Origin of the sequence: Klebsiella planticola, from assembly GCF_000783935.2 — a bacterium.
Taxonomy (GTDB): Bacteria; Pseudomonadota; Gammaproteobacteria; order Enterobacterales; family Enterobacteriaceae; genus Klebsiella; species Klebsiella planticola.
Map to the genome: position 1 here is coordinate 3,176,979 of NZ_CP026047.1, position 13,283 is coordinate 3,190,261.

Sequence of the window (13,283 nt, forward strand, 5' to 3'; positions counted from 1 at the left end):
AAATTACTTGGTGACGTTATCGTACCAGACCATATCGGCGTTGAGGCCCTGCTGATAGCCTTTGACGTTATCGCGGACCACGATCTGCGTTTTCCCCTGATCAACAAACACATACGGCGAACTGCGCTGCAGCTCTTCCTGCATTTTTTTGTACAGATCGAGGCGTTTTGCCGGATCCGCTTCGGCGACCGCCGCCTGGGTTTCTTTATTCAGCTGCGGGATCTGCCAGCCGTTCAGACCGGCGACGGTGCTGGATTTGCCATCATTCCACGCGAAGGCGCTGGCGTTGGAGTGGGCGTCAAAATAGTCCGGGATCCACAGGCGAATAGCTGCCTGGTGCTGCCTGGCACGCACGCGGGCATACACCTGGCTGCCCGCTGCCGGCAGCAGGTCAATCTTCACGCCGCCCTGGGCAAAGCTGGCCTGCATCGACTGGGCGATAGTAATGAACGGCGGTTTGTTCTCGACATCAAGAGTGAAGTGCGCGTCCTTAATCCCCGCTTTGGCGAGAATCGCTTTGGCCTTCGCCGGGTCAAATTTGAACGGATTATTATCCAGCGCGCCCGGCAGACCAACCGGCAGGAAGCTCTGATGCACAAAATACTGGCCTTTAAGCAGATCTTTGGTGATCCCGTCGTAGTCCACCAGCCAGCGCGCGGCTTCCCACAGGGCCGGGTTTTTCAGCAGCGGGTTCGCGCTGTTGCCGGTGTTGAAGGCCAGGTAATTCTGCTCGGCGGAGGGAATGCTCAGCACGTTAACGCCGGGTTTCCCCTGCAGGGCGGCTATCTGATCGGCGCCGAGATCGCGGGCGATATCGGCATCACCCTGTTGAATCAGCAGGCGGCGAGAGGCCGGATCGGGGACGTTTTTAATAATGATGCTTTTCAGCTTCGGCGCACCGGTAGGCGAGCTGTCGTTGGCCTCCAGCACGATGGCCTGATGCGGTTGATAGACGCGCATTTTGAACGCGCCGCTGCCCGCGGAGTGCATTTTCAGCCAGCTGTTACCGAAATCGTTGCCTTTGACGTTCGGCGCCACCAGCTTTTCATCCACGATGGAGGCGATCGGCGTGGAGAGGATATTCAGCGCCACCGCCGGACTGACGTCAGCGGTCCAGTGCAGCTGCAGCGTATGGTCATCGACCTTTTTCAGCTGGCTGGCAATGTTGTCCGGCTGCCAGCCGAGGACGTTGAGGATAAAAGCGGGGGACTTATTCAGCGTCACCGCGCGGGTATAGGAGAAAATAATATCTTCCGGACGCAGCGGATTGCCCGAGGCGAATTTGGCATCAGGCTTCAGCTTGATGGTCAAGGTTTTCGCCGCCGGGTCGGCCTGCCAGCTTTCAGCCAGAATCGGGGTGATTTTTTCAGGGTTGTCGCGATCTGGCTGAACCAGGCGCTGGTAGAGGCTTGGTACCGTCTGAATACTGGAAAGCTCATTGGCTTCTGCCGGGTCGAGGCTGACGATGTCGTCAAGGCCCTGGGCAACGACCAGGGTGGAGGGCGGCGTCGCGGCATGGACGGCGGCGGAGAGTGCGGTCAGCACCAGTAAAGACAGCAGTTTTTTGGTCATGTGCAATCCCTGAAAAAATGTTGTTTTGATTATTTATGCTTCGCTACGTTAGGCCGCTTCCCCGCAGTCGTAAAGTCAAAATACGGATAAGCTTATGCATAAAAAGAATAATTCATAGCGCTGGGTTATTAATGAAAAAAAGCGGCGGCGCGCTTTCTGTCCGCTGCGCTTCTTGATATAACAATTTCATTACAATTCAACGGGGTGCGGGCATGCCGGAAATCAATCAATATGGTCAGGTGGTGAATGATGTTGTCGCAGACTGGCAGGGGGCCAGGATCCTGAAACGCACGCCGTTAAGCGGGCGCTTTTGTCGGCTTGAGCCGCTGGAGGTGCAGCGCCATGCCGCCGATCTGTTCGCCGCCTACGCGTTGGGAGATGAGAGCGACTGGACATGGCTGGCCAGCACCTGCCCGGCAAGCGTGGAAGCGACGACCCACTGGGTGGCCGGTAAAGTCAACGATGATGCGCTGGTGCCGTTTGCGGTTATCGATCTGCGGACCGAGCGGGCGGTTGGGTTGGTTAGCTATATGGCCATCGATCGGGCAATGGGGACCGTTGAAATCGGCCATGTTACCTGGTCGCGGAAGATGAAGAATACGCCGCTGGGTACGGAAGCGGTGTGGCTGTTGCTGAAAAACGCCTTCGAGCAGGGCTATCGCCGGCTGGAGTGGAAATGTGATTCGATGAATATCGCCTCACGGCGGGCGGCGGAGCGTCTGGGTTTTACCTGGGAAGGGTGTCTGCGGCAAAAAATGGTGCGCAAAGGACGCACCCGCGATAGCGACCAGCTGTCGATCATTGATAGCGAATGGCCGCAGCGTGATGCGGCGCTGCGCGCATGGCTGGCGGCGGAGAATTTTGATGGTGACGGGAGACAGGTGAAGCGGCTGGAGGATTTTCGCTAATTGCAGCCTGCTGACAAAGTGCGTGCATCCGGAATTATCTGCGTTGCTCGGTGATTTGCCCGGCGGCGCTTCGCTTGCGCGGGCCTACGGGACTGGTGCCGGTTTGCAGAGCGGGCCTACGGGACTGATGTCGGTTTGCAAACCGGATTCTACGGGATAGCTTCCGGTTTGCAGAGCGGGTTTACGGGACTGACTCGCTGTCGTAGGCCGGGCAAGGCGTCAGCCGCCGCCCGGCAGAGATGTCAGGACACTAGCCAGAGCAGGCTTGCTATCGGACCTTATATTTGTGGTGCTCCGGGATTTGCCCGGCGGCGCTTCGCTTGCGCGGGCCTACGGGACTGATGTCGGTTTGCAAACCGGGTTCTACGGGATCGCTTCCGGTTTGCAGAGCGGGTTCTATGGGGCAGACTCGCTGTCGTAGGCCGGGCAAGGCGTCAGCCGCCGCCCGGCAGAGATGTCAGAACGCGAGCCAGAGCAGGCTTGCTATCCAGCAGCCTGACGACGCACCGGCGCGCCGTTGGCCACATAATAGCGCGCCGTGCTGCGCGGCAGCGGCTGGCGGCCGCGAATGGCATCGGCTATTTTCTCGCCAATCATGATGGTGGTGGCGTTGAGGTTGCCGGTGATGATCTGCGGCATAATTGACGCATCCACCACCCGCAGACCTTCCAGACCGTGCACCCGGCCTTCGCCATCCACTACTGCCATCTCGTCGTCGCCCATTTTACAGGTGCCGCACGGGTGGAAAGCGGTCTCGGCGTGATTACGCACGAACTCATCCAGCTCGGCATCGCTCTGGCAGTCGAGGCCGGGGCTGATTTCGCGTCCGCGATATTTATCCAGCGCCGGCTGGTTCATGATGTCGCGAGTGATGCGTATCGCATCGCGAAACTCCTGCCAGTCCTGCTCGCTGGACATATAGTTGAACAGAATCGCCGGATGCTCGTGCGGGTCGCGTGATTTCAGGCGCACGTGGCCGCGGCTGGGCGAACGCATGGAGCCGACGTGGCACTGGAAGCCGTGCTCTTTCACCGCATTCGAACCGTTGTAGTTAATCGCCACCGGCAGGAAGTGGTACTGAATATTTGGCCAGGCGAACTCTTCCCGGCTGCGGATAAACCCGCCGGCTTCAAACTGGTTGCTGGCGCCGATACCAGTGCCGCCGAACAGCCATTCGGCACCGATTTTCGGCTGATTCCACCACTGCAGCGCCGGATAGAGCGACACCGGCTCTTTGCATTCATACTGCAGATACATCTCGAGATGGTCCTGCAGGTTTTCGCCGACGCCGGGCAGGGCGTGAACCAGCGGGATATCAAACTGGCGTAGCAGATCCGGGTTGCCGACACCGGAACGTTGCAGGATCTGCGGCGAAGCGATGGCTCCCGCGCACAGCAGTACTTCTTTACTGGCCGTCGCTTTTGACGGCGCGGTGCTGTCGCCCTCCAGCCATTCGACCCCAACCGCGCGCTTACCGGCAAAAATAATATGGTCGGTCAGCGCATGGGTGCGAATCGTCAGATTTGGGCGCCCGCGGGCCTGGTCAAGATAGCCGCGGGCGGTGCTGGCCCGGCGCCCCTGGGGAGTGACGGTACGATCCATCGGCCCGAACCCTTCCTGCTGATAGCCATTCAGGTCCTCGGTGCGCGGATAGCCGGCCTGCACACCCGCTTCCACCATCGCATGGAACAGCGGATTATTATTCTGCTTCGGCGTGGTGACGCTCACCGGGCCATCGCCGCCGTGATAGTCATTCGCGCCGATGTCGCGGGTTTCCGCTTTACGGTAGTAGGGCAGGCAGTCGAGATAGCTCCAGCTCTCCAGGCCTGGCGCGGCGGCCCAGTTGTCGAGGTCCATTGCATTACCGCGGATGTAGCACATGCCGTTAATCAGCGACGAGCCGCCGAGACCTTTGCCGCGGCCGCACTCCATGCGGCGGTGATTCATATACGGCTCAGGTTCGGTCTCGTAGGCCCAGTTATAGCGTCGGCCCTGTAATGGAAAAGCCAGCGCGGCGGGCATCTGGGTGCGGAAATCAAAACGATAATCCGGGCCGCCGGCTTCCAGCAGCAGGACGGTGGTGTGCGGATCTTCCGTCAGTCGTGTCGCCAGTACGTTGCCGGCAGAGCCGGCGCCAATAATGATGTAGTCAAATTGCAAACATGACCTCCTGGTTAAAATATGGAGTGAAACTGAGCCATCTCAACCTGGATGGATTTTACCTGGGTGTAGCTCTGGAGCGTCATCACGCCGTTTTCGCGGCCGATACCGGAGTGCTTATAGCCGCCGACCGGCATCTCCGCCGGGGATTCGCCCCAGCTGTTGATCCAGCAGATCCCGGCTTCAAGCTGATGAATCACGCGGTGGGCGCGATTTAAGTCCGGGGTGACCACGCCTGCCGCCAGACCGTATTCGGTGGCGTTGGCGCGGCGAATCACTTCCGCCTCGTCTTCATAGGTCAGAATCGACATCACCGGGCCAAAGATCTCTTCGCGCACGATGGTCATCTCGTCATGGCAGTCGCTAAAGACGGTCGGGGCCACCCACGCGCCGCTGGCGAAGGCGTCACCTTGCAGCACCCCGCCGCCGCACAGCAGACGCGCGCCTTCCTGCTTACCGCTCTCGATATAGCGCAGGACGTTGTCGCGGTGCGGGAAGCTCACCAGCGGGCCGAAGTTGGTCGTTTCATCAAACAGGTCGCCGGGACGAATTCGCGCCACGCGGGCGAGGATTTTCTCTTCGAACGCCGCTTTCGCGCGCGCCGGGATAAACACCCGGGTGCCGTTGGTGCAGACCTGGCCGGAGCTGTAGAAGTTGGCCATCATCGCGATATCGGCGGCGAGGTCGAGGTCGGCATCGTCGCAGACGATCAGCGGCGACTTGCCGCCCAGCTCCATGGTGACTTCCTTCAGCGACGAAGCGGCGGAGTTAGCCATCACTTTTTTGCCGCTGGCGACGCCGCCGGTGAACGAGACTTTGGCGATATCCGGGTGTTCAGTCAGATACCGTCCGGTTTCGGCGCCGATCCCCGGCAGGACGTTAAAGACGCCGTCCGGCAGGCCGGCTTCGCGGTAGATCTCCGCCAGTTTGAGGGCGGTCAGCGGGGTCACTTCGCTTGGCTTAAAAATCATCGCGTTTCCGGCGGCCAGCGCCGGCGCTGATTTCCACAGCGCGATCTGGATCGGGTAGTTCCACGCGCCGATCCCGGCAACCACGCCGAGCGGTTCGCGGCGGGTATAGATGAATGAACTGTCGCGCAGCGGGATCTGGCTGCCTTCCAGCGCCGGGATCAGGCCGGCGTAATACTCCAGCACGTCGGCGCCGGTAACGATATCGACAGCGGCGGTTTCGCTCAGCGGTTTACCGGTATCCAGCGTCTCCAGACGCGCCAGCTCGTCGTTACGCTGGCGCAGAATATCCACCGCTTTACGCAGGATCCGCGAACGCGCCATGGCGCTCATCGCCGCCCACACCTTTTGCCCCTGTTGGGCGCTTTTTACCGCCCGGTCGACGTCTTCGCGACCCGCGGCCTGGACTGTCGCCAGCACTTCCCCGGTGGCAGGGTTGAGGGTCTCGAAGGTTTTCCCGCTGGTGGCAGGGACGTAACCACCGTGGATATAAAGCTGCTGTTCGGCCATTCGGGACATGGTTTCCTCCATTATTGAGAAGTCGGTGGCAGATACTGGCTGATGAAATGGTCGGCGAGCGTTTCGGCGCGGGCTTTGTCGAGCGGTTTACCGCTCAGCGCCGCGCGTAGCCACAGTCCGTCGATTAAGGCGGCAAGGCCATAACCGGCCTCCTGCGCCTGCTGGCGCGGCAGCTCGCGCTGAAATTCATAGACGATGTTCGACAGCAGACGCCGGCTGCTGACCTGCTGCAGGCGATAGAGCATCGGTTGATGCATGCTGCTGGCCCAGAAGGCAAGCCAGGCTTTCATCGCCGCGCTGCTTATCTGGCTGTCATCGAAATTACCCGCCACGATGGCCCGCAGCCGCCGTTCGGCGCTGGCGCCCGGCAGCGCGTGCAAACGGCTCAGTACCGCCAGCCGCAGCTGGCCGGTGATATCGCGCATCGTCGCTTCCAGCAGACCGTTCTTATCCTTGAAATAGTGACTAATGATGCCGGTCGATACGCCCGCCCGTCGGGCAATTTGCGCGATGGTGGCATCGTGCATTCCCACCGCGTTTATCGCCTCGAGGGTCGCGTCAATGAGCTGCCGCTGGCGTATCGGTTGCATCCCCAGTTTGGGCATTTCGTTGGTTCCATTCATCAGATTTGTTTATCTATTAAAGCGGTTTTTGATTGGACGTTCAATATAAAATGTGTCTTAATTGTTGCGGTTTTGGATTTTAATAGTTACAAAAACAGTGGGGATACTGGATGACAGACCTTTCGCCGAGCAGAGAAAAGGACAAAATCAATCCGGTGGTTTTTTATACTTCCGCCGGACTGATTTTGTTGTTTTCCCTGATGACTATCTTCTTCAGCGATTTTTCAGCGGCCTGGATTGGCCGTACCCTGAACTGGGTTTCGACGACTTTTGGCTGGTATTATTTGCTGGCGGCCACGCTGTATATCGTGTTTGTGGTGTGCATTGCCTGCTCGCGCTTCGGTTCGGTGAAGCTCGGGCCTGAGCACTCCAAACCGGAGTTCAGCATGCTGAGCTGGGCGGCGATGCTGTTTGCCGCCGGTATCGGTATCGACCTGATGTTCTTCTCGGTCGCCGAACCGGTCACCCAGTATATGCAGCCGCCGGAAGGGGCCGGGCAGACCATGGAGGCCGCGCGCCAGTCGATGGTCTGGACCTTGTTCCACTACGGGCTGACCGGCTGGTCGATGTATGCTCTGATGGGCATGGCTCTGGGATACTTTAGCTATCGTTATAATTTGCCGCTCACCATACGCTCCGCCCTCTATCCCATCTTCGGTAAAAAAATCGATGGTCCAATTGGCCATAGCGTCGATATCGCGGCGGTGGTCGGGACAATTTTTGGGATTGCCACCACGCTGGGGATCGGGGTCGTGCAGCTTAATTATGGCCTGAACGTGCTGTTTGATATTCCGGATTCGCTGGGGGCGAAAGCGGCGCTGATTGTCCTGTCGGTGATTATCGCCACGATTTCGGTGACCTCCGGGGTCGATAAAGGGATTCGTATTCTCTCCGAGCTGAACGTGGTGCTGGCGCTGGGGCTGATTCTGTTCATCTTGTTTATGGGCGATACCGAGTTTCTGATGAACGCGCTGGTGCTGAACGTTGGCGACTACGTGAACCGCTTTATGGGCATGACCCTCAACAGCTTCGCTTTCGATCGCCCGGTCGAGTGGATGAACAACTGGACGCTGTTTTTCTGGGCCTGGTGGGTGGCCTGGTCACCGTTCGTGGGGCTGTTCCTGGCGCGTATCTCGCGCGGGCGCACCATTCGTCAGTTTGTGCTGGGGACGCTGATTATTCCGTTTACCTTCACCTTACTCTGGCTGTCGGTGTTCGGTAACAGCGCGCTGTACGAGATTATTCATGGCAATGTCGCCTTTGCCGAAGAGGCGATGGCCCATCCGGAGCGCGGCTTCTATAATCTGCTGGCGCAGTACCCGGCCTTTACCTTCAGCGCCTCGGTCGCCACCATCACCGGGTTACTGTTCTATGTGACCTCCGCTGACTCAGGGGCGCTGGTGCTGGGGAACTTCACCTCGAAACTCAAAGATATCAACAGCGATGCGCCGAACTGGCTACGGATCTTCTGGTCGGTCGCTATCGGTCTGCTGACCATCGGAATGCTGATGACCAACGGGATTTCGGCGCTGCAGAACACCACGGTGATCATGGGGCTGCCGTTTAGCTTCGTGATCTTTTTTGTGATGGCGGGGTTGTATAAATCATTGAAGGTCGAAGACTATCGCCGCGAGAGCGCCAGTCGCGATACCGCCCCGCGCCCGCTCGGCGTGCAGGATCGGTTGAGCTGGAAGAAGCGTCTGTCGCGGTTGATGAACTATCCGGGAACCCGCTATACGCGCCAGATGATGGAGACGGTGTGCTACCCGGCGATGGAGGAGGTGGCGCAGGAGCTTAAATTGCGCGGCGCCTATGTGGATCTGAAAAGTTTACCGCCGGAAGAGGGGGATAATCTGGGCCATCTCGAACTGCTGGTGCATATGGGCGATGAACAGAATTTTGTCTATCAGATCTGGCCGCAGCAGTATTCGATTCCGGGCTTCACCTACCGGGCGCGCAGCGGTAAATCAACCTACTATCGTCTGGAGACCTTCCTGCTGGAGGGCAGCCAGGGCAATGACCTGATGGACTACAGCAAGGAGCAGGTGATCACCGATATTCTCGATCAGTACGAGCGTCACCTGAACTTTATCCACCTGCACCGGGAAGCGCCGGGGAACAGCGTCATGTTTCCGGGGATGTAGGGAGCAGAAGGCTGCATGAGTAAAAAGGCGCCCCGTGGGCGCCTTTTTTCGAGCGAATGTCGCCATGCGCTCCGCTTACCAGCAGATAAATCCGCCATCAACGACCAAATCAACGCCGGTACAAAATGAGGCGGCGTCGCTGGCGAGAAACAGAGCCGGTCCCGCCATCTCTTCAACTTTTGCCATGCGCTGAATGGGCGTCTGGTTTTCAAACTCACGGGTCTGATGGACCATTTCAGGACGGGTATTCATCGGCGTTGCGGTGTAACCCGGGCTAATTGAGTTGACGCGAATCCCTTTGCCGACCCACTCCATGGCAAGGCTTTTAGAGAGATGAATCACGCCGGCTTTGGCGCTGTTGTAATGCGCCTGTTCCAGCCCGCGGTTAACGATAATTCCGGACATCGAGGCAATATTAATAATCGAGCCGCCGCCGGATTCCAGCATCAGTTCCGCTTCCGCTTTACAGGAATTCCACACGCCGGTGAGGTTGATATCAATAACCCGCTGCCACTGTTCCGTCTCCATCTCCAGCGCCGGGTTGGCGTTGGCGATACCGGCGGCATTGACGGCGATATCGAGACGACCGAAGCGGCTTTTGGCCAGCGCGACGCCGGCGCGAAGATCGCTTAGCTGGCGCACATCCCCGGTGTAAAAGCAGGCTTCGCCGCCTATCGCTTCAATATGACTCACGGTTTCGGCCAGTCCCCCGTCTTCGCGCAAATCAAAACCGACGACGCGCGCGCCCGCGCTGGCGAGCCCGTAGGCGATCATCTGGCCAATACCACTGCCCGCGCCGGTGACAAAGGCAACGCGGCCCTGCAGGTTAAACAACTGTTGAGCAAAATCTTTTGCGATCATAGTGATTACTCTTGTGGTCAAAACCCTCGCGGGTATTAAGACATAATTAAGCCGCCGTCGATGTTAATCGTCTGCCCGGTGAGATAGCGCGCATCGTCAGAGGCGAGAAAGGCCACCAGCCCGGCAACATCTTCCGGTTTTCCTGCCCGTTTCATCGGTATCCCTTCTACCCATTCCGCCATCAGCTCGCCTTTGCCATAGCGCTTTTGTTCACTGCTGAGGATTTCGCCCCACACCCGGTCGTTGTAGTCCCACATTTCACTTTCGATAATCCCGGGGCAGAAGGCGTTGACGGTGATGTTCCACGGCGCCAGCTCATGAGCCAGGCTTTGCGTAATGCCGATAACGCCCATTTTGCTGGCGGCGTAATGCGGGGTGTAGATAAAGCCCTGGCGCCCCTGGCCCGACGAGGTATTGATCAAACTTCCGTAGTTCTGTTTGACCATATATTTGGCCGCTTCGCGACAGCACAGCCAGACGCCGGTTGTATTCACGGCCAGCACTTTTTCGAAATCGGCTTTTGGCATGCGATCGAAATAATCGATGGTGATCACGCCGGCGTTTTGAATTGAAACATCAATGGTGCCGAAGCGGGCTGCGGCCTGTTGGTACAGGGACTGGACCTGGGCTTCATCGGTGACATCAATCTCCAGCGACAGAATATCGGCCTGATAACGCTGGCGTAAGGTTTCTGCGGTTTCATGGACGCGCGGTGCATTAGAGACCATCACCAGCCTGGCGCCATCGCGGGCAAAGCGTTCGGCGATGCCGGCGCCAATACCCCGGCAGGCTCCGGTAATGACGATGGTTTTATTGTCAAAATTTCTGTGCATACTTTTTTCCCTTTAGCGAAGCCGGGCGGTGACGCCCGGCGGAAGAATCGGTGCTATGCGTGAATTAACGGGATGCCGCGCCGCTGGGATGAACCGTCGCCAGCTTTTCTTCATGGCGGCGCATGAGAATGACCTTGTTCTGTAGTTTCTGCTGGAACTGATCGACGACGACGGCGGTGACAATGACCACGCCTTTAATCACCATCTGCCAGAAATCGCTGACCCCCATCATCACCATGCCGTCGGCGAGGAAGACGATCACGAAGGCGCCAATAATCGAACCGGTCACCCGGCCCCGGCCGCCCGCCAGCGCAGTCCCGCCGAGAACGGTGGCGCCGATCGCATCCATTTCGAACATGTTGCCGGTCATCGGGTGCGCGGTTTGCAGCTGTGAGGCGACTATCAGCCCGACGAACGCGGCGCAGAGGCCGGAGAAGGCATAAACAAAGATTTTGGCCTTAACAATCGGGACGCCGGCCAGACGGGCCGCGGATTCGTTGCCTCCGATGGCGTAGATATAGCGGCCCAGCGGGGTTTTCGTGGTCAGCCAGTATCCCAGTAGCAGAAAAGCGATCATCAACCAGATCGGCAGATAAATTCCCAGGACGGTACCGGAGCCGAGGGTGGAGAAACCGGTGTTGCCCAGCGCTTCCATGCCGTTGAGATTGGGGTAAGTGCTGCCGTCGTTAAACAGCAGGGCAGAACCGCGGGCGACGTACATCATTCCGAGGGTACAAATAAAGGGCGCCACGCCAAAGCGGGTAATCACGGCGCCATTAACCAGACCCACCAATACGCCAAAGATAGCCACGCACAAGATAACTTCCGGTACGTTGAAGAAGATGACGCTACCGTTCCATAAGGGCAGGCCATTGGTCAGCAGGGCACCGGCCACCATGCCGCAAATCCCGGCCACGGCACCGACTGAAAGGTCAATTCCCCCGGTCAGAATGACCAGCGTCATCCCGATGGCCAGCAGGCCGGTAATGGCCACATGCTGGGTCATGATCAGCAGATTTGAGGTAGTCAGGAAATTCGGTACCATCACGCTGAAAAACGCAACAACCAGCAGCAGAGCGATAAACGTTCTGGCCTTCAGCAGGTACATATAGATCATATATTTCTGGTTCATGATGGATTCCAGCCTGATTAATCTTGAGGTGTTGAAGCCGCGATTAATTTTTCGCGGGTGACCGCATGACGCGGTAGGTCGGCGGTAATACGGCCATCGGCCATCACCAAAATACGATCTGCCAGAGCCATCACTTCATCCAGCTCTGAGGAGGAGAACATCACGGCCAGCCCCTGTTGCGCCATTTTGCCAATCAGGTGATACACGTCCGTTTTGGCACCCACGTCGATGCCGCGCGTGGGTTCATCGAGGAAAACGACCTGCGGCTGCGTCATTAACGCCTTCCCCAGCACCACTTTTTGTTGGTTGCCGCCGCTCAGAGAGGTGATGGGAAGCTCGGGATCGCTCACTTTGATGGCAAGCTGCTGAATCATCTCTTTAACGCTGGCATGCTCTTTATGCGGATTCAGCCATTGCCAGGCGCGGCGAAACCCCTGAAGACTGAAATCGGAGAGCGTCATATTGGATTGAATGGACATCATCTGCACCACGCCTTCGCCCTGTCGGTCTTCCGGTACCAGCGCCAGCCCTTTTTTGAGTCTGGCCTGAAAAGGGGCCCTGCCGATATTTTCACCGTTGAGATGGATACTGCCATTCTGGCACGGCATCAGGCCGACCAGCCCTTTAAATAGCTCGGTACGCCCGGCGCCCAGCAGGCCGTAAATGCCGATGACTTCCCCTTTACATAAGGTAAAGGTCACATCATTAAGCTTGTAACCGCCGCTATGGTGCAGCGCGGTCAGACCGTCCACCGCCAGCACCGCTTCGCCTTTGGGGGCCGGTTGATAGTCGAAATGCTTTTTCTTATCGCCGACCATCTGTTCAATGATCCAGGGGATACTGGCATCGCTGACGGTCCGTTCGCTGATAAAACGGCCATCGCGGAAAATGGTAATGTGGTCGCCAATTTCCATCAGTTCTTCCAGACGATGAGAGATATAAATGATGGTGACGCCGCGCCGTTTAAGCTGTCCGATAACATTGAACAGGACTTTGACTTCAGACTGGCTGAGGGCGGAGGTGGGCTCATCCATAATCAATACGCGAGTATCTTTGGACAGGGCGCGCGCAATTTCGACCAGCTGCTGATGGCCAATACCCAGTTCGCCAAGCGGAGTATAGGGATCAACATCGAGCTCCAGCCGTTCCAGCAGTGATTTAGCCAGCTCGTATTGGTATTTTTCGTTGATTCTTCCTTTCTGGAAAAACTCATTAGCCATGAAAATATTATCCATGACATTCATATTCGGGAATAAATTCAGCTCCTGGAAAATAATGCTGATACCCTGTTTTTCAGCCTGGTGAGTCGAGTTTAATGAAACGGGAGAACCCTCGAGAATAATTTGTCCGGAGGAAGGAGTTTCGACACCGGCAAGCATTTTCATCATGGTGGATTTGCCCGCACCATTTTCTCCGATCAGAACGTTGACTTTATTTCGATACACCCGATAGTCGACGTTATCTAAGGCGATAACGCCTGGGTAAACGCGAGATAATCCGCGGGTTTCGATAATAACTTCAGCTTCGACTGGTTGGGGAGTGACGATTTCTTGCGCTGACATC

General features: G+C 57.6%; 10 protein-coding genes. 2 read left to right on the plus strand and 8 right to left on the minus strand.

Annotated elements, in window-relative coordinates:
* Window positions 1-3: 3 nt before the first annotated feature.
* Entirely contained in the window at window positions 4-1,572 is a 1,569-nt protein-coding gene (locus MC50_RS15340) for an ABC transporter substrate-binding protein (RefSeq protein WP_046852970.1), read from the minus strand.
* A gap of 212 nt (window positions 1,573-1,784) precedes the next feature.
* Between MC50_RS15340 and MC50_RS15345 the strand changes: the two genes are divergently transcribed.
* A complete protein-coding gene (locus tag MC50_RS15345; RefSeq protein WP_032688986.1) occupies window positions 1,785-2,480 on the plus strand; it encodes a GNAT family N-acetyltransferase in 696 nt (231 codons plus the stop codon).
* Window positions 2,481-2,963: 483 nt separating this feature from the next.
* Here the strand turns inward: MC50_RS15345 and betA are convergent, their stop codons facing one another.
* Genes betA through betI form a run of 3 tightly spaced genes read right to left on the minus strand, consistent with a single transcriptional unit; the run spans window position 2,964 to window position 6,732 of the window.
* Window positions 2,964-4,640 (minus strand): choline dehydrogenase, encoded by a 1,677-nt coding sequence (betA, locus tag MC50_RS15350; RefSeq protein WP_047664331.1) that lies wholly within the window; start codon window positions 4,638-4,640, stop codon window positions 2,964-2,966.
* A 14-nt stretch (window positions 4,641-4,654) separates the two neighbouring features.
* A complete protein-coding gene (betB, locus tag MC50_RS15355; protein WP_032688983.1) occupies window positions 4,655-6,127 on the minus strand; it encodes a betaine-aldehyde dehydrogenase in 1,473 nt (490 codons plus the stop codon).
* 11 nt (window positions 6,128-6,138) lie between these two features.
* Window positions 6,139-6,732, minus strand: a complete 594-nt coding sequence (betI, locus tag MC50_RS15360; protein WP_032688981.1) for a transcriptional regulator BetI — start codon at window positions 6,730-6,732, stop codon at window positions 6,139-6,141.
* Window positions 6,733-6,860: 128 nt separating this feature from the next.
* Here betI and MC50_RS15370 point away from each other — a divergent pair, with 128 nt between their 5' ends.
* Window positions 6,861-8,894: a choline transporter gene (locus MC50_RS15370; protein WP_032688979.1), complete on the plus strand. Its 2,034-nt coding sequence runs from the start codon at window positions 6,861-6,863 to the stop codon at window positions 8,892-8,894.
* Between the two features lie 75 nt (window positions 8,895-8,969).
* Here MC50_RS15370 and MC50_RS15375 read toward each other — a convergent pair whose 3' ends face one another.
* From MC50_RS15375 to MC50_RS15390, 4 genes are all read right to left on the minus strand, one after another.
* On the minus strand, window positions 8,970-9,755 hold the full coding sequence (locus tag MC50_RS15375) for an SDR family oxidoreductase (RefSeq protein ID WP_047664334.1): 786 nt from the start codon (window positions 9,753-9,755) through the stop codon (window positions 8,970-8,972).
* Between the two features lie 35 nt (window positions 9,756-9,790).
* Window positions 9,791-10,588, minus strand: a complete 798-nt coding sequence (locus MC50_RS15380; protein ID WP_032696439.1) for an SDR family oxidoreductase — start codon at window positions 10,586-10,588, stop codon at window positions 9,791-9,793.
* A gap of 64 nt (window positions 10,589-10,652) precedes the next feature.
* Window positions 10,653-11,720: an ABC transporter permease gene (locus MC50_RS15385; protein ID WP_047664337.1), complete on the minus strand. Its 1,068-nt coding sequence runs from the start codon at window positions 11,718-11,720 to the stop codon at window positions 10,653-10,655.
* Window positions 11,721-11,737: 17 nt separating this feature from the next.
* A complete protein-coding gene (locus MC50_RS15390) occupies window positions 11,738-13,282 on the minus strand; it encodes a sugar ABC transporter ATP-binding protein (protein ID WP_004859306.1) in 1,545 nt (514 codons plus the stop codon).
* Window position 13,283 lies beyond the last annotated feature (1 nt).

Excerpts from the sequence above, each read along its gene's own strand:
- MC50_RS15380 (WP_032696439.1), bottom strand. The coding sequence starts at position 10,588 with ATGCACAGAAATTTTGACAATAAAACCATCGTCATTACCGGAGCCTGC.
- MC50_RS15390 (WP_004859306.1), bottom strand. The coding sequence starts at position 13,282 with ATGTCAGCGCAAGAAATCGTCACTCCCCAACCAGTCGAAGCTGAAGTT.
- MC50_RS15385 (WP_047664337.1), bottom strand. The coding sequence starts at position 11,720 with ATGAACCAGAAATATATGATCTATATGTACCTGCTGAAGGCCAGAACG.
- MC50_RS15340 (WP_046852970.1), bottom strand. The coding sequence starts at position 1,572 with ATGACCAAAAAACTGCTGTCTTTACTGGTGCTGACCGCACTCTCCGCC.
- MC50_RS15375 (WP_047664334.1), bottom strand. The coding sequence starts at position 9,755 with ATGATCGCAAAAGATTTTGCTCAACAGTTGTTTAACCTGCAGGGCCGC.
- MC50_RS15370 (WP_032688979.1), top strand. The coding sequence starts at position 6,861 with ATGACAGACCTTTCGCCGAGCAGAGAAAAGGACAAAATCAATCCGGTG.
- betI (WP_032688981.1), bottom strand. The coding sequence starts at position 6,732 with ATGCCCAAACTGGGGATGCAACCGATACGCCAGCGGCAGCTCATTGAC.
- betB (WP_032688983.1), bottom strand. The coding sequence starts at position 6,127 with ATGTCCCGAATGGCCGAACAGCAGCTTTATATCCACGGTGGTTACGTC.
- MC50_RS15345 (WP_032688986.1), top strand. The coding sequence starts at position 1,785 with ATGCCGGAAATCAATCAATATGGTCAGGTGGTGAATGATGTTGTCGCA.